This window comes from Xanthomonas arboricola (assembly GCF_002940665.1).
Classification (GTDB): domain Bacteria; phylum Pseudomonadota; class Gammaproteobacteria; order Xanthomonadales; family Xanthomonadaceae; genus Xanthomonas; species Xanthomonas arboricola_B.
In genome coordinates this window covers 528,571-545,582 of the sequence record NZ_MIGY01000002.1, presented here as the reverse complement: position 1 = coordinate 545,582, position 17,012 = coordinate 528,571, and the positions used below count along the sequence as shown (strand labels likewise).

At 64.4% G+C, this 17,012-nt stretch carries 34 protein-coding genes and 1 pseudogene; 12 read left to right on the top strand and 23 right to left on the bottom strand.

From position 1 onward, the window contains the following. Window positions 1-4: 4 nt before the first annotated feature. From XarjCFBP7645_RS09395 to XarjCFBP7645_RS09305, 22 genes and pseudogenes are all read right to left on the bottom strand, one after another. Entirely contained in the window at window positions 5-517 is a 513-nt protein-coding gene (locus XarjCFBP7645_RS09395; protein WP_104537279.1) for a terminase small subunit, read from the bottom strand. A gap of 30 nt (window positions 518-547) precedes the next feature. Continuing rightward, on the bottom strand, window positions 548-718 hold the full coding sequence (locus XarjCFBP7645_RS21680; protein WP_181126272.1) for a hypothetical protein: 171 nt from the start codon (window positions 716-718) through the stop codon (window positions 548-550). Further along, window positions 715-1,209: a hypothetical protein gene (locus XarjCFBP7645_RS09390; RefSeq protein WP_104537278.1), complete on the bottom strand. Its 495-nt coding sequence runs from the start codon at window positions 1,207-1,209 to the stop codon at window positions 715-717. Before XarjCFBP7645_RS09390 ends, XarjCFBP7645_RS21680 begins: the two co-directional genes overlap by 4 nt. Before the next feature lie 3 nt (window positions 1,210-1,212). Then, a complete protein-coding gene (locus tag XarjCFBP7645_RS09385) occupies window positions 1,213-1,572 on the bottom strand; it encodes a Gp49 family protein (RefSeq protein ID WP_104537277.1) in 360 nt (119 codons plus the stop codon). A gap of 1 nt (window position 1,573) precedes the next feature. Then, on the bottom strand, window positions 1,574-1,705 hold the full coding sequence (locus tag XarjCFBP7645_RS21920; protein WP_258079531.1) for a hypothetical protein: 132 nt from the start codon (window positions 1,703-1,705) through the stop codon (window positions 1,574-1,576). A gap of 1 nt (window position 1,706) precedes the next feature. Next, window positions 1,707-1,919 carry a hypothetical protein gene (locus XarjCFBP7645_RS09380; RefSeq protein ID WP_047130278.1) on the bottom strand — a complete coding sequence of 71 codons (213 nt, stop codon included), beginning with the start codon at window positions 1,917-1,919 and terminating at the stop codon, window positions 1,707-1,709. Further along, window positions 1,916-2,419 (bottom strand): hypothetical protein, encoded by a 504-nt coding sequence (locus XarjCFBP7645_RS09375; RefSeq protein WP_127159223.1) that lies wholly within the window; start codon window positions 2,417-2,419, stop codon window positions 1,916-1,918. Before XarjCFBP7645_RS09375 ends, XarjCFBP7645_RS09380 begins: the two co-directional genes overlap by 4 nt. Further along, window positions 2,416-2,931 (bottom strand): glycoside hydrolase family 24 protein, encoded by a 516-nt coding sequence (locus XarjCFBP7645_RS09370; RefSeq protein ID WP_104537276.1) that lies wholly within the window; start codon window positions 2,929-2,931, stop codon window positions 2,416-2,418. Before XarjCFBP7645_RS09370 ends, XarjCFBP7645_RS09375 begins: the two co-directional genes overlap by 4 nt. A gap of 541 nt (window positions 2,932-3,472) precedes the next feature. Next, complete coding sequence (locus XarjCFBP7645_RS09365) at window positions 3,473-3,925, bottom strand: GIY-YIG nuclease family protein (protein WP_104537275.1); 453 nt, start codon at window positions 3,923-3,925, stop codon at window positions 3,473-3,475. Further along, on the bottom strand, window positions 3,922-4,458 hold the full coding sequence (locus XarjCFBP7645_RS09360; RefSeq protein WP_104537274.1) for a hypothetical protein: 537 nt from the start codon (window positions 4,456-4,458) through the stop codon (window positions 3,922-3,924). The genes XarjCFBP7645_RS09365 and XarjCFBP7645_RS09360 overlap by 4 nt, the downstream gene beginning before the upstream one ends. Then, window positions 4,448-4,696, bottom strand: a complete 249-nt coding sequence (locus XarjCFBP7645_RS09355; RefSeq protein WP_104537273.1) for a hypothetical protein — start codon at window positions 4,694-4,696, stop codon at window positions 4,448-4,450. The genes XarjCFBP7645_RS09360 and XarjCFBP7645_RS09355 overlap by 11 nt, the downstream gene beginning before the upstream one ends. Beyond that, on the bottom strand, window positions 4,693-5,214 hold the full coding sequence (locus XarjCFBP7645_RS09350; RefSeq protein ID WP_104537272.1) for a crossover junction endodeoxyribonuclease: 522 nt from the start codon (window positions 5,212-5,214) through the stop codon (window positions 4,693-4,695). The genes XarjCFBP7645_RS09355 and XarjCFBP7645_RS09350 overlap by 4 nt, the downstream gene beginning before the upstream one ends. Then, complete coding sequence (locus XarjCFBP7645_RS09345) at window positions 5,211-5,432, bottom strand: hypothetical protein (RefSeq protein WP_047130274.1); 222 nt, start codon at window positions 5,430-5,432, stop codon at window positions 5,211-5,213. Before XarjCFBP7645_RS09345 ends, XarjCFBP7645_RS09350 begins: the two co-directional genes overlap by 4 nt. After that, a complete protein-coding gene (locus tag XarjCFBP7645_RS09340; protein WP_104537271.1) occupies window positions 5,429-5,674 on the bottom strand; it encodes a hypothetical protein in 246 nt (81 codons plus the stop codon). Before XarjCFBP7645_RS09340 ends, XarjCFBP7645_RS09345 begins: the two co-directional genes overlap by 4 nt. After that, entirely contained in the window at window positions 5,671-5,844 is a 174-nt protein-coding gene (locus tag XarjCFBP7645_RS21675) for a hypothetical protein (RefSeq protein WP_181126271.1), read from the bottom strand. The genes XarjCFBP7645_RS09340 and XarjCFBP7645_RS21675 overlap by 4 nt, the downstream gene beginning before the upstream one ends. After that, on the bottom strand, window positions 5,841-6,236 hold the full coding sequence (locus XarjCFBP7645_RS09335; RefSeq protein WP_104537270.1) for a hypothetical protein: 396 nt from the start codon (window positions 6,234-6,236) through the stop codon (window positions 5,841-5,843). Before XarjCFBP7645_RS09335 ends, XarjCFBP7645_RS21675 begins: the two co-directional genes overlap by 4 nt. 184 nt (window positions 6,237-6,420) lie before the next feature. Next, window positions 6,421-7,221 carry a hypothetical protein gene (locus XarjCFBP7645_RS09330; protein ID WP_104537269.1) on the bottom strand — a complete coding sequence of 267 codons (801 nt, stop codon included), beginning with the start codon at window positions 7,219-7,221 and terminating at the stop codon, window positions 6,421-6,423. After that, window positions 7,218-7,859, bottom strand: a complete 642-nt coding sequence (locus tag XarjCFBP7645_RS09325) for a hypothetical protein (protein WP_104537268.1) — start codon at window positions 7,857-7,859, stop codon at window positions 7,218-7,220. Before XarjCFBP7645_RS09325 ends, XarjCFBP7645_RS09330 begins: the two co-directional genes overlap by 4 nt. 110 nt (window positions 7,860-7,969) lie before the next feature. Next, window positions 7,970-9,385, bottom strand: a pseudogene (dnaB, locus tag XarjCFBP7645_RS09320) (replicative DNA helicase); the annotation flags it as partial. Beyond that, on the bottom strand, window positions 9,382-10,254 hold the full coding sequence (locus tag XarjCFBP7645_RS09315) for a hypothetical protein (protein ID WP_104537267.1): 873 nt from the start codon (window positions 10,252-10,254) through the stop codon (window positions 9,382-9,384). The pseudogene dnaB and the gene XarjCFBP7645_RS09315, both read right to left, overlap by 4 nt. Continuing rightward, the gene (locus XarjCFBP7645_RS09310; RefSeq protein WP_104537266.1) at window positions 10,254-10,445 is read right to left on the bottom strand and encodes a hypothetical protein; all 192 of its coding nucleotides are present in this window, start codon (window positions 10,443-10,445) and stop codon (window positions 10,254-10,256) included. Before XarjCFBP7645_RS09310 ends, XarjCFBP7645_RS09315 begins: the two co-directional genes overlap by 1 nt. Next, window positions 10,442-10,918 carry a phage regulatory CII family protein gene (locus XarjCFBP7645_RS09305; RefSeq protein ID WP_104537265.1) on the bottom strand — a complete coding sequence of 159 codons (477 nt, stop codon included), beginning with the start codon at window positions 10,916-10,918 and terminating at the stop codon, window positions 10,442-10,444. The genes XarjCFBP7645_RS09310 and XarjCFBP7645_RS09305 overlap by 4 nt, the downstream gene beginning before the upstream one ends. Before the next feature lie 261 nt (window positions 10,919-11,179). Here XarjCFBP7645_RS09305 and XarjCFBP7645_RS09300 point away from each other — a divergent pair, with 261 nt between their 5' ends. Next, the gene (locus XarjCFBP7645_RS09300; protein WP_104537264.1) at window positions 11,180-11,602 is read left to right on the top strand and encodes a hypothetical protein; all 423 of its coding nucleotides are present in this window, start codon (window positions 11,180-11,182) and stop codon (window positions 11,600-11,602) included. 25 nt (window positions 11,603-11,627) lie between these two features. Here XarjCFBP7645_RS09300 and XarjCFBP7645_RS09295 read toward each other — a convergent pair whose 3' ends face one another. After that, the gene (locus XarjCFBP7645_RS09295; protein WP_104537263.1) at window positions 11,628-11,885 is read right to left on the bottom strand and encodes a hypothetical protein; all 258 of its coding nucleotides are present in this window, start codon (window positions 11,883-11,885) and stop codon (window positions 11,628-11,630) included. Window positions 11,886-11,969: 84 nt separating this feature from the next. On the opposite strand from XarjCFBP7645_RS09295, the gene XarjCFBP7645_RS09290 reads away from it, so the two are divergent. From XarjCFBP7645_RS09290 to XarjCFBP7645_RS09250, 11 genes are all read left to right on the top strand, one after another. Then, on the top strand, window positions 11,970-12,644 hold the full coding sequence (locus XarjCFBP7645_RS09290; protein WP_047124481.1) for a S24 family peptidase: 675 nt from the start codon (window positions 11,970-11,972) through the stop codon (window positions 12,642-12,644). Window positions 12,645-12,655: 11 nt separating this feature from the next. Beyond that, window positions 12,656-13,081, top strand: a complete 426-nt coding sequence (locus tag XarjCFBP7645_RS21365) for a hypothetical protein (RefSeq protein ID WP_146096310.1) — start codon at window positions 12,656-12,658, stop codon at window positions 13,079-13,081. Between the two features lie 6 nt (window positions 13,082-13,087). Next, the gene (locus tag XarjCFBP7645_RS09285) at window positions 13,088-13,600 is read left to right on the top strand and encodes a hypothetical protein (RefSeq protein ID WP_104537262.1); all 513 of its coding nucleotides are present in this window, start codon (window positions 13,088-13,090) and stop codon (window positions 13,598-13,600) included. Between the two features lie 180 nt (window positions 13,601-13,780). Further along, window positions 13,781-14,440 carry a hypothetical protein gene (locus XarjCFBP7645_RS09280; RefSeq protein ID WP_104537261.1) on the top strand — a complete coding sequence of 220 codons (660 nt, stop codon included), beginning with the start codon at window positions 13,781-13,783 and terminating at the stop codon, window positions 14,438-14,440. 3 nt (window positions 14,441-14,443) lie between these two features. Next, window positions 14,444-14,809, top strand: a complete 366-nt coding sequence (locus XarjCFBP7645_RS09275) for a hypothetical protein (protein WP_104537260.1) — start codon at window positions 14,444-14,446, stop codon at window positions 14,807-14,809. Further along, window positions 14,806-15,027: a hypothetical protein gene (locus tag XarjCFBP7645_RS09270; RefSeq protein ID WP_029828539.1), complete on the top strand. Its 222-nt coding sequence runs from the start codon at window positions 14,806-14,808 to the stop codon at window positions 15,025-15,027. Before XarjCFBP7645_RS09275 ends, XarjCFBP7645_RS09270 begins: the two co-directional genes overlap by 4 nt. Beyond that, complete coding sequence (locus XarjCFBP7645_RS09265) at window positions 15,024-15,239, top strand: hypothetical protein (protein WP_065031511.1); 216 nt, start codon at window positions 15,024-15,026, stop codon at window positions 15,237-15,239. The genes XarjCFBP7645_RS09270 and XarjCFBP7645_RS09265 overlap by 4 nt, the downstream gene beginning before the upstream one ends. Continuing rightward, window positions 15,239-15,361: a hypothetical protein gene (locus XarjCFBP7645_RS21915; RefSeq protein ID WP_258079529.1), complete on the top strand. Its 123-nt coding sequence runs from the start codon at window positions 15,239-15,241 to the stop codon at window positions 15,359-15,361. Before XarjCFBP7645_RS09265 ends, XarjCFBP7645_RS21915 begins: the two co-directional genes overlap by 1 nt. Next, window positions 15,358-15,612, top strand: coding sequence for a hypothetical protein (locus tag XarjCFBP7645_RS09260; protein ID WP_104537259.1), 255 nt, complete (start codon window positions 15,358-15,360; stop codon window positions 15,610-15,612). The genes XarjCFBP7645_RS21915 and XarjCFBP7645_RS09260 overlap by 4 nt, the downstream gene beginning before the upstream one ends. A gap of 68 nt (window positions 15,613-15,680) precedes the next feature. Then, a complete protein-coding gene (locus XarjCFBP7645_RS09255; protein ID WP_146096309.1) occupies window positions 15,681-16,253 on the top strand; it encodes a hypothetical protein in 573 nt (190 codons plus the stop codon). Beyond that, window positions 16,250-16,528, top strand: coding sequence for a KTSC domain-containing protein (locus XarjCFBP7645_RS09250; RefSeq protein WP_104537257.1), 279 nt, complete (start codon window positions 16,250-16,252; stop codon window positions 16,526-16,528). The genes XarjCFBP7645_RS09255 and XarjCFBP7645_RS09250 overlap by 4 nt, the downstream gene beginning before the upstream one ends. Window positions 16,529-17,012 lie beyond the last annotated feature (484 nt).

Genomic DNA, 17,012 nt, shown 5'->3' with positions numbered 1-17,012 from the left:
GGCTTCAAGCTGCGCCCTCCTCGCCCTGATCGCCGCCGGTAATCCCGAGCTTCTCGAGAACTGGCAGGGCTTCCTCAAGGACATCGAGTTCATCTTTCGTCAGCCCCTTCAGGTCTTCGATCGTCACGTTGACCACCTGCAGCGTGCCGCTGAGCCGGCGATGCTCGACCCCGAGGCCGTAGAGCTTTGCCTTGCCCATCGTGGCCTGCACGGCCGCGCTGCTCTGGTTCTTCTTCATGGCCGCGCTCCGGGCCTCGTCCAGCTCAGCGGCCAGGGTGTCCACCGTGACCTCCGCCTTCTTGGCGACGCGGCGCTGCCCCTTGTTGACCTCTGCCGCAATGTCAGCATTGGTCAACAGGCGTGAGCCCTGCTGCTTGGCAGTGCCCTCGCTGTACCCGGCGCGTATGGCCGCCTGGGTTGCGTTCTGGTCCTTCAGGTACTCGACCACGAACCGCTGCTGCTTCTGGGTCAGCCCGGGCGCTGCACGCGCCTTGGGCTTAAGTTTCTTCTTGGGCATGGGTCTGGCCCTCCGGGTGGGGCCGATGGGTCAGGGAAAGAAACCGCCCCACCACAGCAGGGCGAGTATCAGGATGGTGGCGACGATGCTGGACACGGCGTCGTGGTGCCCCGTCTTGGGCTCGCCGTGCCTGGCGATTTCAAGGCCAATGCCGAGCATGGCCAGGGCCAGATAGATCAACTGAGGTGTTCCCAGACTCATGGCGTCACCTCAGCTGGCTGTCGGAGGGCTTGGTATCGGTCGACGGCTTCGTCGCGCTCGGACTGGGCGAGCTCGCAGGCTCGTACAATTCGCGCCGCACTTGCCCCGCGTAGTCGGTCTTGTTCTGCAGCTTCTGCGGCAGCGGCGGCACCACCGGACAGACGGTCGGTTTCACAACCTGCCCACAGCCGCCGAACCCGGCCAAGCTCGGAGTCACGGCCAGCAACAGCAGCCGCAATGCGTGCGTCGAAGTCAGCATCGATCTTGTCCTCTCGGGTGGTGGCCTTGTCGCCGGCTTGCTGCGCGGCTCCGGCCTGCTGGTGTTCTGTCGTCCGGGCGGCCTGCTCCCCGGCCAGGGCGCCGAGGGCGGCCCCTGCCTCCTGCTTGCTGGTGGCCCCCTCGGCACGATCACCGCGCCAGGCCCAGCCGGCACCGAACATGGCGCCCGACCACAGCAGCGCGGCAATGATGGCGATCGCTATGCGGTTCATGGCTCAACCGGCCAGCTTGTCGCGCAGCCGGAAACCCAGCAGCGGCCAGATCTTCGCGACCGCATTCTGGCGCGCGATCTTGCGGCCGATATCGGGGTCGAAGTTCTCCGGGCTGGCGCAAGCCGACTCAGCGGTGACGGTGAAGCCGTTACGCAGGCGCAACACGCAGAAGGTCAGCAGTCGCAGCTCGCCATGCATGCCGGCCACGACAGCCTCCGGGTTGCTGTGCCCAGCAGCCTGCACGCCTTCCGCTGCGGTGAAGAAGTACTCGCCGCTGATCTCCGCCTCGATATCTGTCGGCGTCACGCGCGGCGCGGTCAGGCCCTTCGCCTGGATTTCCTTTTCGATGCTGTTGTCGTCCATCTCAAGCCCTCGTGTTTGTGTAGGTGATCCAGATCCAGGCCAGCGCGGCCAGCAGCAGGCCGCACAGCGCGGTGATCAGCCAGCCGGGTGGATCGCGTGGCGGCGGCAGGCCGCGGTCCCAGTTGTCGGCCATGTCAGGAGCCAGCCTCTCGCTGCGCCCGGTAGTAGTAGCCACCGATGGCACCCATCAGCGGGCCCAGGTTGCCCAGGAGCAGCATCAGCACGTCCTTATTGCCCGCCGGGATCTCGGAGTTGACGAGCACCGCGATGGCCAAGCCGTAGAGCAGGAACACGATCAAGGCGATGCCGAGTCGAGCCGTGCCCATGTTTCGGGTGATGAATGTCATGGCGTGACCGCCGATGCTCCCATGACCAGGCGCATGACCAGGCGCGACACTGCGCGCTTATCGCGCTCGGTGGCATCGCTGAACATCTCCCAGCGGAACTCCTGGATCACCGAGCCGAACTCAAGCCAGTCGCCTTTGCGTGCCGCTGCCCACAGGTCGGCGCTGTCGCGCACCACGGTGGCGCCGATGATGTCGGCGATGGCGATGATGTACGGCAGCGAGCCGCGCATTTCCGGGTGCACCGCCAGCAGCTCGAAGAATCGACCGCGCAATGTCTCCTGGGCTTCCATGACGTCCTCGGTCAGCTCCAGGGTGGCGGCGCGCTCACTCTGCTCACGGGTTTCGATCGCCCGGCCGTAGCCCAGGCGCAGCACGTGCCGGCTGTCGCGACGTGGGCGGGTTGTCCGGCCCCAGCATTCCTGCAGCAGCAGCACCGCCTCGTTGAGCGATTCGCGCTCTGCGGTTAGCAGGGCTTCGTCGTCCAGGTCCGGCATCGTCATGCGCTCCCGACCTTGCCGCCGGCCTTCTTGTACGCGGCGATGAGCTTCTCGATAGCGTGCTCGGGCTGGCCGTAGCCGGCGCCCGGCAGGCTGGCCCACAGGTTGCGCACCTTCGCCACCGCTTCCACGAAGCGACCGGCCTGGATGTCGGCGATCGCGCGCCGCTCCTTGATCAGCTGCAGTGCCCAGCGGTCCTGCGAGAGCGGGCCGAAGTCCGGCAGCTTCAGCAGGTCGCGGTAGTGCGCGTAATCCTTGAGCATGAACTGGTAGCGGCCAGACGCGTTGCTGGTCAGCCCCTTCGTGTTGATCGCCTTCGACTTGCGGCCGCCGGCGAACGGATGCCGGCTGTAGTCGGTGAAGATCTCCGGCTTACGATCGGCGCCGGTGACGATGACGTCGTACCCGCCGTTTTTCGTGGCCGAGCTGGTGGACGTTCCCTCCGAATGCGCAAGCATGTCCAGGAAGGCCACGACGTTGCGGCCACCGGCTTGTTCGGGCGTGATGACCGCCATTGCTGTCTCCAAACAAAAAGCCCCGCCGGCTGGCAGGGCTGGAGCCGCGCGTCGGCGGCGGAAATAGGTGCCGGTTACGGTTCCGGCGCTGCATGCGCAGCCGTCTCCCGGGCGTCTCTCGACGAGCCGGAGGTGCCGCGACCGGGTACTCCCAGTCCAAGCGGCGATAGGTGCCCGCCCCGCTGCCGGCTAGGCACGAGGGTTGATCCGGTCTGGGATGCGGGCATTGAAGAACGGCGAGCACCGCCGCGATGGTCCTGTCCCTTCAGCAGGTCCGCTGCGCCGCGCTGGTCCCGCCCAGCTGGGCAGATCGCGGCAGTGCTCTCCGATAGGTACCGACCGCCGCCGGCGGATTGGTGGGCGGCGTCATGTCGCCGGCCCGTGCGCGATCCCGGCGCGCAGCGCCTCGCTTCTCGACGAGGACCTGGCACGCTGGCAGCGGTCGGTATTGGGGCCCCAGAAACGCGAAAACCCGGCGCTGGGCCGGGTTTCAGGGGGAACTTTTGACGACATCGATATAGTAGTTTCTTTTTGTGCACCGTCAAGCGCCGCGAGCTTGATCCTTCTTCTGCTGAGCCACCTTGTTCCCTGCCAGAATCAATTCTTGCACTTTCTGCGGTCCAAGCCGGTTCCACTCAGGGCGCTTTTTCGTCACGACCTCGACGACTGCAGACAGCGTGTCGTGGAACTCCTGTTTGTCAGTAGGGTTGGCGTAATCGAACCAGTACCACTCCCCCCTGGTGCGTCGATGAGTCCATTCGCTGCATACCATCTTCTCGATCCGCATCGCCCACTGCTTTGACCCTACCCATACCCACTGCGCGGCGCGAACCGGCGATGGCGAGTTGCAGTGGATGTCGTAGATACGGTCGAACGGTGTCCGCGAAATACCCACCTTTACGTAGCCGTCTTCCGTGCATGCCGCATAAACGAAAAGGGCGTGTATCGAATGTGTGATTAAGCGCAATTCCCGGCGCATATTGATCATGCTCATGCCGCGTTCCTCATGCCTATCCACTCCAGGCCAAATTGCAATTCCCTCCGGTACTGCCAAACAGAGACGGATCCCCCGTACTGCTCCGCCACCATCCGCGTCTTGACCGCCTGGCTCGCCGCCACTGTGAACTCGGTGCGCACCACCAGAACACGCAGCGGGAACTGCCTCGACATCGAAGCCAGCGCCCGGTCGATCCAACGGAGGTCGTCGGGGATGCCGATGTCGACGGCGACCTCCGGATTGTCGTGCGGCCGGTCGGCGTCGTTGCGCGCGCGCACCGGATCAACGGCCCAGGCCGGAATTTCGCCCAGCGCCGTCAGCCCAGCCCGCTCGGCCATGAAGCGCCGCCGCTGGCGACCGTCGCGCTCCACCAGCTCGCAGAAGGCCTGCTCCACCGTCTTGGGCGCGTAGTCCTTGGCGTTCTCCAGCACGTGCCGGCTGCGGTCGGCGCGGCTGAGGGTGTAGCGGTTTGCGTGGGCGTATCCCCACCTGCGCAGCTCAGCGAGCAGCGGATCCTCATTACGCCGCATGGCGAAATTCCTCCAACGTTTCATCATCGAGCCTGAACTGCGGCAGCCTGCCGTCGTCCTGGCACATCCCCATCTGCCTGCTTTCGTTGCTCTGGCAGTGCACGATCCCCAGCGTGCGATCGCGGCAGCTGCAGAACGCGCACAGCCCACGCTTGCGCACCGCCGCCGCGTATCGCTTCCGCAGCAGCTTCTCGTAGTAGGCCTCGGGCCGGCTCAGGTTCGTCGGGTTGAGCGTCATGCAGCGAGGGCTCCCGGCTGGTTCTTCTGCTCGTGCCACAGGGCCAGCAGCAGAGCTTCGGCGCGGCCGTCGTCCTTCTTGCGCTGCAGCTGCGGCGCGGCGGACGGGAACCGACGGATGGCAAGTTGCCGCGATGCATCCTTGTCCCGACCGATCAGGCCGAAATGGCGCTTCCAGCTCTGCGGCTCGGCCAGGCTGAAGGGGATGCCCATCACCTCGAGCACCGCCTTCGCCTTGGCGTAGCTCTCGCCGAAGTTCATCGAGGATTGCGCGCCGGCCTGTCGGCCGTCCTTCGGCGGCATCGCCCGAACCCGCTCCACGCATCCAGCGAATACCGCTCCGGGGTGCTGGCTACGGACCTCGCGGATGAAGACCGCGATCGCACGCGCATCGACTTCCTGCTTCTTGCCCACCGTCATTGTCGGCATGTCCAGGATCGGGCCGGCCTCGCCGTCGATCAGCGCGGCCACGGCGCCGGACATGCCGGGGTCAATTCCGAACACCACGCGCAGGGTCATCGCGCACCCGCCTTCAGCGCATAGGCCTGCTGCGCCCGCTCGCGTGTACTGGCGATCGCCTTCTGCTTGCCGACGGCGACGCGCCGCTCCACCTCGGCAATCGTGTCGGCGCCGTCGCGGATTGCATCGACGCAACGCGCATAGGCCGGATAGGTGCGCGAGAACTCTGCGACGCTGGCGAACACCTTGCCCTCAAATCGGATCGGGGTGGCGGTCATGGCCGCTTCTCCAGTTCGGCCAGCAGCGCGTCGGCCTGCTTCACCGCGTCGTGCGCAATCCACTGGCTGACCTTCATGTCGTTCACGGCCGCATGCCGCGCCAAACGGTTGTAGCCGTCCTCGCTCTGGATGCTGCCGACGATCCCCTGCATTGCTGCCTTGGCGAATTCCTCGCGCTTGGTCAGAGTCTCCACACGCTGATCGCCGTTCGAGATCAGCTTCGCTGCTTGCTGGATGCTCATGCCGCCTTCCTCCGCTCTGCATCGGCTTCGTCCCAGCCTTCGCGCCAGGCCTCGCGAAGCAGCGCGCCCTCTTCGCCCATGGCGTACTTCGGTGAGTCGTCGCGCTTCCTGCTGGCCTGACGCGCGCGGTGGCCGGCGAGCCGGGCGTTCTCATAGCTTTGCTGGTTCATGCTGCCCTCGGGATGTTGAGTAGTTGGTCCTGGTAGGTCTGCCAGGCTTCAGTGCCGCGGCCGCCCAGGACATCGAACGTCCAGATGCGGAACTCGCGGGCGTGGTGCTTGAAACTGGGTCCGAAGACCTCGCGCATGCGGTCGCGGGTCATGCCGGGCATCTGGTCGCCGTCGTGGTGCCAGGCGCCGAGCGCGACGACTGCGTGATGGCCGATCTGCTTCTGGCCATGCAGGTCGCCGAGGTTGCGGTGATGGATCTGCGTGTGGCCGCACTGGATGGCGCGCTGCAGGCCGGCGGCGATGCGCCAGCGGCAGACGACGCAGCCGAGTGCGCGCGCGGCGTCCTGGTAGGCCTGCTCGGCGCGTGTCGCCGGCTTGATTGCGCGCCTCATGCCGTCGCCCTGTATCGGCGCATCTTCTCGGCCGCCTTGGGGTCACGGAAGAACTTCAGCACCAGCCGATTGAGGCGGACATCGCAGGGATCGCAGAGCCACTTCCTCCGCTTACGACCACCGTCGGCGCAGGCCTCCACAGTCCAGGTGTTGACGGCGCGTGCGCGGCCGCAGTGGGCGCACTTCACGCCGCCACCTGCTGGGATTTCGTCTTTGCCTCTGCCAGAAGCTGCGCGTAAGCCTCAGGGTGCTGCGCGTCGAATGCTGGCATCTTCCCGCGACCCCACCGCCCACCGCCGAGCTGCTCGAGCCAGCCATCGCTGGCACAGAAACGCCGCGCATCGACTCCGCAGTCGCGAACCACTTTTGCAGTGACGAAGCCATTGATCTCCAACTGCGCCATCACGCGCAGCGCGCCGATCTTCCAGGGCGTCAGCCGCAACGGCGCAGGCACGCCGCAGCGAACTGCTGGGACGATTTCTGGCAGCGTGCAGCGCCTTGCCGGGTTCCAGTCGTGCCAAGCCATGTCCCAGTCGTTGAGCGGGCCGGCCTCGGCGTCGTAGGCACGCCGGTCAGGGCGCGCGGCGCCGTAGTGGTCCAGGCAGCGCTCGAAACTCCACCCACGGCTGTAGCCCGGTTCCGGCGCCCACACCATCACGCCCAAGATGCCAAGCATCTTCGCGATCCCAGCCGACGCGTCAGTGATGGACGGGACGACGACTGCACGGAAGTCAGGCCCCTCACGCCCCTCGTCGCCGTACCCCATGTAGTGATCCGGCAGTATCTGGTCGGCGACCTTCGCGTTCAGCGCTAGCTTCGCCTCAATGCCGAGCTGGTGGCCGGTGGCGTCGTACACCGCGAGGATGTCGAAGCCTGCGGTCTCCGGATATGCGGTCCAGCCGCCCAGCTTCTTCAGGCCAGCGAGGAAGCAGTCACATAAGGCCGCCTCAGTTGGAAATGCCGCCTTGATTTCAGCCGCCTTCATGCAACCCTCCGCGCCGGTGCCGGCTGCGTGCCCTGGCCGCTGGCCATCAGCCAGAACTCCGCCAGCACGTCGTTTATCAGCACGTGCGCATACGCCGCGCCGATGTGCCGGGTGATGCCTTCGAACAGCCGGCGGAACTCGTCCTCATCCATCGAATCGAACGCCAGCGACCGCGCGACCGTGACGGGGATCGTTTCGATCCTCGGCAGGACTTCGCGCAGCAGCTTCGCGGCGCCAGGACCGAAGGCCGCATCTGACGCGGCCAGCACCGCGGCTACGACCGGCGTGGCGTCCATGTCGATCTGCTCGCAGCAGACGTTAGCCTCGCGCTGCAGCTGCTTGATCGCCTCGTGGCTGTCCAGGTTCTCCCAGCCCTCGACGTTCTCGACCATCAGCTGACCGATCTTGTGCAGCAGCCGGTGGCGCCAGGCGTCGCGCGGGGCCTTGATTTCCAGCCTCACCTCCTGGCCGCGCCGGTAGCCGCGCTGCTTCATCAACTCACGGTCGACCGGATGCTCGGCGAGCATGGCCAGCCGCTCCTCGCCGGTGTCCATCACCACCACTCGCTCGATCAGCGCATAGATGGGACGCGATGCGCGCTTGGCGCGGATCTTCTTTGCTGCAGCAGTCATGGTCATGCGTCGACGTCCTGCCGCGGCGCGCGCGGAGTGAGGCTGCGGAAGCCGCGCGGGCGCGGCGCGGGCGTGCCGTCGTCGCTCTCGATCGGCGCCGGCTCCCAGTACTCGGGCAGGTTCTGGAACTTGAAGCGCTCCGGCATGTAGAGCACGCGCACCTCGCCAGGCGGGCCACTGCGCTGCAGTGGAACCAGCAGCTCGGCAGTGCCCTTCCAGCGGCTGTCGCGGTGGTACACCTCGTCGCGGTAGATGAAGATCACCGCATCGGCGTCCTGCTCGATCGATCCGGAGTCACGCAGATCCGCAGGCTGCGGGCGCTTGTCGGGGCGGTCTTCCAGCTTGCGATTGAGCTGCGACAGCAGCAGCACCGGCACGCCCAGCTCACCGGCGAGCAGCTTCAGGCCCCGGCTGATATCGCCCACGCCGTTGGCGCGGTTGTCGCCCTGGATCTCCATCAGCTGCAGGTAGTCGATGACGATCAGGCCCAGCGGCTTGCGGGCGTGCTGCCGGCGTGCCTGCGAGCTGACGTGCTCGACGCGTGCGCGGCGCGGCCGGCTGACGAAGATGTCCGCCGCGCGCAGCTTGCGCATCGCGCTGGTGACGTTCGTCCAGTCCACGTCGTCCAGGTCGCCGGAGCGGATCCGGTTGCCGTCGATGCCACCGACCGACGCCAGCATGCGGTCACCCAGCTCCTCGGCCTGCATCTCGAAACTGAAGACCGCGACCGCTTTGCGCAGGTGCAACGCGACGTGCTCGGCGATGTTCTGCGCCAGCGTGGTCTTGCCCATCTTCGGGCGTGCCGCCAGGACGTACAGGCCGCCCGGCTTCAGGCCACCCAGCAGCGCGTCGAGGTCGTCGATGCTGGTGGTGATGCCGTGGATACCGCCGCCGTCGCGGGAGCGCTCGCCCAGGCGTTCGAACACGCGATCCATCACTGGCGCGACGGATTCCAACTCGCACGGCTGGCTGTCCATGAGCGAGCCGATGCGCGACTGCGCGGCGCCGATCAGCTCGATGCTGCTCTGCCCCTCCGGGTTGTAGCCTGCGTTGGCGATGTCGGTGCCGACCTGGATCAGCCGGCGAAGCCGCGCCTTGTCCGCCACGATCTCCGCATAGGCGCGGATGTTTGCCGCCGACGGCGTGGTGCTGGCCAGCTCGATCAGGTAGGCGCCATCGGCCACCTGCTCCAGCAGCCCCTGCGCTTTGAACCAGTCGCCCATGGTCACCATGTCGAACGGCCTGCGCGGGTTCGCTGTCGCCATCTCGCGGATGGCGCGGAAGATCAGCACATGGTCGCGGCGGTAGAAGTCGCCCTCCTCCACCAGGTCGGCGATGTCGTCCCATGCGCGGTTGACCAGCATCAGGCCGCCGAGCACAGCCTGCTCGGCTTCCACGCTGTGCGGCGGCATGCGCAGTGCCTCCGATGGCCGGTCGTGCCACATAGACGCGCTCTCGGCGCGCTCGGCGTCCAGCTGGTCGAGAAATTGCGACTCGTCGGCGTGGTGGTCGTAGTCGTGGACCCTGCTCATGCTGCGTTCTCCGTCATCGCTCGATCGAACAGCTTCGCGATGACGTTCTCGCGCAGCAGGTACTCGAAGTCGGGCTTCCAGTTTTCATGGCCGGCACCGCCAGGCTTGCGGCCGGAATGGAACTCGTCGTCAGCGGCGGTCTCGAACAGCGCGGTCCAGAATTCGGCCGTGACGCGCTCATTGCCGTAGAGCTGATGGCAGATGGCCCGGACGGTCGGCAGGGCCTTCTCGACGGCCTTGAGCCGCGGCTTGTTCAGCACGGTGCATGCGGTCAGTTCGCCGTTGGGCTTGGCCAGCAGGCGGTTGTAGGCGGCCTGTGCTTCCTCGGCGATCTGCTGGATCCGCTGGGCTTTGCGTTTGCTCAGGTCTGCCGGTGGGGGACCAGGCGGGGTCAGCGTCAACGACGCGGACGAATCCGAGCGAAGCGAGGATGTTTCCTCTTCCCTTCCCTGTTCCTTTCCCTTCCCTGTTCCTTTCCTTTCAGGTGGTGAGGACTCACTGAGTTGTGCGTGAGTCGTAACTGAGGACTCCCACACCACCTGCATCGCCTTGATTTTGCTGGGAGTTGGCCTGTTGACCCGCTGGTGCTCATCGAATTTCACGACGCGGCCATAGCGCTTCCCGTCCTCGCCGACGCCGAGCTCGATGAAGCCAACTTTTGCCAACGATTGGAGGCTGTCGTGAGTACTCACTGAGGACTCACGGAGCGGTAAGCACTCGGCTTTAACCAGTGCCGGGTTGGCGTTGAAGTAGCCCTCGTCATCCGCGTGGTTGAGCAACGCGGCGGCAAGCATGTGCGTGATCTCTGGCAGCGCGCTCAGATCCTCGTGCTTCCAGAATTCGGGCTTGATGGTGCGGATCCTGGCCATCAGACAATCCCGCCCGCCCGCTCCATGCGCTTTACCTGACGGTCGCTGCGGCCCTCGCACTCGCGTTTCATGTCGAGCCAGTAAGCGCGCGCAACGGCCTTCTTGCCGGCTGCCTGCGCCTTCCTCAGCAGCTCCGCCAAGCGGCGGATGCGGCGCTCCCGGCGCCAGTCCTCGAGCAGCTGCAGGATCATGCTGCGGCCCTCTGATTGGCCGCCGACCAGGCCTGCTGCGCGACCTCGGCCACCATCGCCTGCAGGTCGCCGCACAGCTCTGCGATGCCCTTCGCCTCGTTCGGGGTGATGCGGCCGTCGGCCATGGCCTTTGCGATGAGGGCCGAGAGCATGCCCTTCAGCGAGGACGCTTTCAGCAGCGCGGCGATCATGTCGCCGGCCACCGGCGTGTCAGCGCGCTGAACCACGAAGTCATGCTCGGCGGCCAGCGCGTGCAGGATCCGGAAGTCGCCGCTCAGCCCCATGATCTCGCTGGCTTCGGCCAGGGTCAGGTGGTGCGTGCGCGTGTTCGGGTTGACCTTGCTGCGGAGCACGGCCGCAGACATCGGCTTCTCTTCGCCGCGGTCGTTGATGGAGATGAGGCGAGTCGCCAGGGCAATGCTGCCGCCCGGGTAATCGCGAACGGTCTTGTGTGCTGCATCGGAGATGTTCATCGGCGGGATACCTGAACGTGGTTCGTGAAGGGACCATCCGCCACGCTTTGCGCCATGGACGCACTGCAACGACGGATCAAATCAGCGAGAAGAAGGGCCCCAAACGTCACGACGATCGTGCGTGTGGGAGGCAACGTGTTTGGGCTGCGGTGGGTCGACGGCCGCATGCTGGTGAAGCTGTTACGGAAGGGAAGCTAGGTGGGTGCCCGCCCACCGGTACGATGTGGGGAGCCAACCACCACATCGACCAGAGACGGACATATGAATTGGATTCAATTAATTGTGGCCATCTGCATCCCACTTGCCGGAGGGCTGGCGGCCTTGGCGGTGAAGAAGCCGCGCGTCTGCCTGCGTATCTCCGAATTCTTTATCGGGATCACCTTTGGCGGCCTCAGTGCCGGCATCTTCGGACTTGCAGGATTGGGCACGGCGAAAATGCTGGTTATGTCGGACATCCAGACCCACCACAAAATCCTGACTGTCGGCGGCACCGCTGGCGTTGAAGCCATTCGTTCCACTCTTGATTCCGCTGTCTGGAGCTGGATGGGCATCGCCGCGTTCTGGCTTGCTGTCTGCGCGACCTTCGTCGCTGCAGAAAGACTTTCCCAGATGGTTCTGGACGACCATGCCGAGGCTGAAAGAGTTGGTGCCAACGACAAAGGCCACGATGCAAACAGCGATTAGGTCTCTGCGATCTTGCGGCGACATGTCAGGCAGCCTCCTGCCGGGAGGTAGCATCGGCCACCTCCCCTGCGGGGCTGGCCGGCGGCCAGATATCAGGCCGCAGTTCGGTCAGAGAGACGGCTCCCTGGCTCTGAACGTGCAGCTGGCGCACCAGGCCGCCATCGAAACGCTGGCCTTTGCTCATCGCCTTGCGGAGATAGCCAATGGAAGTGCCAGCGCGAGCGGCATAGTCGGCCTGCTCGGCTGGGGTCAAGGTCGTGAGGTAGCTGCGCAGAGTGTCCATGCGCAAACAATACCCTTGGGTAATCATCAAAGCAATACCTACAGGGAATTTACTTGTAGGTAAGTGACAGGCTGCAATACGAGGATGGACAAATACGAAACCCGTCGCCTCGCCCTAAAGGCCTTCATCGACTCCCTGGGCCGCGGTGGGACAGCGCAGGTCGCATCGCGTATTGGCAAAGATGCGAGTTACGTGTCCCGCATGCTCTACGACGAGGGCAAGCCTGGGAGGAAACGGATCGGGGAGGACACCCTGGAAGCGCTGGCTAGGGCTTACCCAGAGAAATTTGGCTCGTCGATTTCTGTCTCACCAGTCCCAGCGACTGAGACGGCTGGGGATTACGTTCGCGTCCAACACTTGGACGCGGAGGCAGGCATGGGCGAAGGACGGATCAACGACGACTACCCAGAGGTGATTCGCTCGATGGATTTCGAGCCAGCTTACATTCGCTCAGTCGTGGGGTTCGTGCCGCCACCCGGCCGCTTGATCCTCATCACTGGCCGCGGTGACTCAATGATCCCGGTGATTCAACCAGGTGAGTCGCTGATCGTCGACACAGGTGTCGCAGGCTTCGACGGTGACGGCATCTATCTGATCAACACCGGAAACGGGCAGCAGATCAAGGCACTTCAGGATAGAGGTGACGCCATCTATGTCGTCAGCGCCAATGCTGGCCTCTACCCCGCTTTCCCGCTTCCCGCCCATGCTCTGGTAGCCGGGAAGGTTTACCTGCGCAACCGCATTGATCGATTGAACTAGGGGTGTAAGGGATGAAGTACTCATGGGTCACCGCCGCTCTGCTATCGCTGCTGCCTTTGCATGTAGCAGCAGAAGATCAACCTCCAGCGCGTACCTTTTTGCAGGAGGTCAACGGCTCTTTTGTGAGCTGCCCCCGATTGCTGGGAGAAGAAGAGCTCAACAAGCGTCTCTATGGCCGAGCGGCTCCGAGCAACGCGGGAGCAATCGGCGACTGTGCAAACGACGGGCGTGCACGTTTACGTGCAGCATATGACGCATATGTCGCGTCAAACCCAGGCGCTGAGGCGAAATCTTCTGCAAAGAACCTGTACGCGGCATCGCTCGCTTACGGCGACGCGATCATCAAGGCCACTTCCAGGCGGGACTTGGACAACGGCATTGCACAGGCAGAGCTGAGTAAGGCCAAGTCGATTTTCATCATCGATTCTGGGTTGTAACGGGCAGTGGCGGTTACTGACGAAGCGTTCCAAACAGCGCTCATCGAAGTGCAACTGCTGACAGCTTTCTTGAACAAAACGCCTTTGGTTCCGGACGAGGTCAGCCTTGCGCTATCGCGGGAATACTCTCGATCAATGTGGGACAAGATGCTTGCTACGGGCTGCACCTTAGGCGAAGCATCAGGAGGTCCGGGGACTGCAATGGTGACCCGGGATCACGCGGAGTTTGTTGCGTATATGAGGTCCATTTCAGACGACCTTGCAGCGCAAATAAAGATCGTGAAAGAAGGTGTTGAACACTACCTCCGACATGGCGATTCTCCGCCGCCTGCGTACGCGTGGCGCGTGGCCGTGATCCTGCGAAAGCGCAAAATTTTCAGCGTAGAGGCTGATTTTTTGGAGGCATTCGCGGCGCATTTCTGCCACGAGAGCGTAGGCAGAAGAGAGATCCAGATAGCCCAGAGGGCAATTAAGGCCAGAATGCTTGCCACACGGGCCGCCACGGCCGCATCTGAGTAGCACCACAAGGCCTATCCCAGCCCGACGAACGAAGTTTTGCCCTGTCACGCGACGAGGCGCGCAGCCCCGTGACCAAATAACTTACCTTTGGGTATTGACTTAACAGATACCCACGGGTAACTTACCTCCATCGCAACGAACCACCCGGATCCCGCCGGGGACGTGCGACGGAGAACGTAGATGTACGACCAGCCCCTACTTGTCGGAACCTCAGTGGCGATCACCATCGCCGCGCTGGCGGGACTCGGAGCGCGCCTGATCAGGAAGCGCGTTTCGGCGCTCGATGCGGAAGCCTTCATGCGCTGCCCCGTTGGGGACGATTACGCACTGCAGCTCATCCTTGCGGTCAAGCAGCTCCCGGAAGCGCAGGCTGTAGACGCGCTCATCCGCCGTGGTGACTTGGACAGTGTGGGTGCCAGCATCCAGTGGTTTGTTCAGCGCCTCGGGGTGGATGCGGAAAGAAAGTGCGGTGCCTTTTTCAACAACGGCGCCAACGAACTGCTGCCCGTGTTCGACCCTCAGGCGATGGGCTTGGCCCTTCCCATCCCGGCCAGCTATCAGGCTTATGTCTGCGATGGTCACCGCTACACCGCCACGGTTTACGACCTTGATGAGAAGGCGGGTCGGCTTGTCATGGACTGGCTCGAACTGCATGCCGATTCGGAGACTGCGGGCACCTCGCACGTAGTTGATAGCCAAGTTCGAGACAGCGACCGCGCAGCCGATAACGGCAGCCGCGAACGTGACCCATTGTGCCCAGACAGGCATAGCGCTTCCTCCATTGGCGCGAATTCGCTTACAGATCATAGCGGCCAGTCCGCCCAGCGTGGGGAGGCCTGAGCCATGGTCAATCGCCACCCGTACCACCCGCAATGCGGCTGCGCGACCTGCAGCCGGCATGAGCTGTCCGACGAGCGCGCCGACGTCCTGGCGCTAGCCCTGCACCGCGACGGCAGCGTACTGAGCGAGGCGCTGGGCGAGCTGACGACCGAGCAGCTGGCCCTGATCGCTGGCCACTTGGCACAGGGCAACGACGAAGGCGCCGCCGAGATCCTGCGCAACGCTGTCACCGACTACCTGTCGCAGCTGATCAACGGCCGCATGGACGACGTGGACTGCACGCGCATCGAGGCGGTGCAGCACTACCTGACGGTGTACGAAGCCAAACCGGCGCCTGTCGCTGTGATGCCGTGGCGGGTGGCGGCATGAAGACCATCCCACAGTGCGGCCCGAACGGCATCTGGGATCACCTCGGCTACTCGATCAACAGGTGTGCGCGTGGCGGCCGAACCATCACGCGCCCGGACGGATCGGTGGTCGACACCATCACGCGAGCACATGAGCGCGAGGACGGCTATGCGCGCGAGCTGCGTGCTGGGAAAGCCGAGCTGGCTTCTCATGGCTTCGAGATGGAGGCAGAGGCATGAGCGCCGTCATTCCCTTCCCCACCGCTGCGCGCGGCGCGGACCTGGTGCGCGACATCGCGCTTGATCGCGGTTATGGCGCGATCACCGTGGCGCAGCTGGTACGCACCTTCAATCCCGACAACGTGCGCCCTCTGCGTGTGCAGGCATCGCAGCACGTGCGCGATCCGGACGAGTCGGCAACGACCTACTTCGACGGCCCGGAGGCTGCGTGATGGACGAGATGGATGAGAAGGAGTTCCAGCGTCACATGCTGCGCGAGGACATTCCGTTCGCGATCGTTTGCATGGTTGTGGGCGCTGTGCTGACGCTGCTGGCCCAGGCGGTATTCCTGTGACCGGCCGCCGTTACACCAGCTTTGCGTGGCTGTGCGTGTTGGTTGTCGTGCTGGTGGCGTTTGGCTGCCTTTCCTATAGCCGCAACGCCGCTCTGATCGCCCAAGCGCTCCACACGATCGCTTTTTTCCTGGCGCTGCATCTGCCCGAGAGCTGGTGCAACGCCCGTGCGAGCGCGCACCGCGACCAGTCGCCGCCGGCCACCGGCAGCACGCCCGATTTTCCGGAACAGCCGCGACGCGGCATCCGCTGATCCCCGCCGGTCCGCCGGCACCACCGACGAGGTTTTCCATGTTCCAACTACGAGAGGCCACCGCAAAGGTGGTCAAGTTCAACCCCACTTCGGAGAAGCACGGGCCGGAGATCGTGCCCGGTGGCTCGATCACCCTTGAAGTGGTCGCCAGCAGCGAAGTGCTCAACGACTTCCAGCCCGGTTTGCGTGAAGCACTGTACCGCGCGCCCACGTCCGGCGATCAGGGATCTCTGTTGCAGGCCAAGAATAAGGATGATCTGACGGCCGTGCGCTTCTCCCAGCTGGAGACGTCGTGGTCCGGCGAATACCCAGGGTATGAGGCGCAGATCAGCAATGGCCTTGGCCTCGAAGACCCGATCGTGCTGGTCGATGCGAAGCTCAAGAACATCGGCTTCAAGCTGCTGGATGGTGGCAGCGTGGGCATCAAGTTCACGCTCATCGCCCATCCGGACACCGACGAATCAGGGCTGCTGTGTCACATGCAGCGCCGAGAGGTGCAGGTAACGATCACTCCACCAGCTCGCCAAGCCGCTGACGAAGACCTCAGCGAAGGCAGCGACACGCTCGATGCGCAGGACAGCGCGGCAGCAGCTGCCGAAGCCGCAAGCCTGATCGACGCCGGCAAGAAGGCTGCCGCATGAACGCGCCCATCCGCATCCCGCTGATTGACGTGGAAAGCCGCCAGATCGCGGCAATCGGCCACGACGCCACCAGCCAGACGTTGGCCGTGCGCTTCAAGAACTGGAAGGGCGAGATCACCTCGCTCTACCACTACGACAACTTCACCGCTGAGGACTACGCCGCGCTGCAGGCGGCCGAGTCGAAGGGCGGCCACTTCAACAAGGTGATCAAGGCCGATCCGGTGCGCTGGCCCTACCGCAAGGTCGAAGACCGCCCGCTTTCCGACGCGGCCTGATCCCAAACCCTGATCCGTGGCAGGTGTCCACGGACGCGATCGCACCGCGCATTGACTCTCGAAGGTCAGACGTTAAAGGCAGGAAGGGAACCGCACGCACCGCCGACATGTGCGCGAGAAGGAGCGGGAGGCGAAATCCTATGCAGCCGGGAAAGACCGGCCCCAGCGAAAGCTCATGGGTGAACGAGTGATGCGGATGCAACGCCGCTGACCGCCGGGAAAGACCGGCCTCTATCCATCGCGGAGCGGCTTGCGATCAACGAGCGTCCATGTCTTGCGTATCGAAGACCAGGCCGCTCCGCTATGGAGGGAATGCGCAGTGGTGATGCGCTCACGTCCGGGAAAGAACCCCCGATGTAGTTCGGGGCTGGTAGCGAAAGCGAATCCGCTGGTGACGGCGGAACCGGCAGACCCGGTTGATGCTGGCGAAATGACGCGCCGTGACCGTTAAACGTAGGCGGGTTTGAGTCCCGTCAAGCCGGAA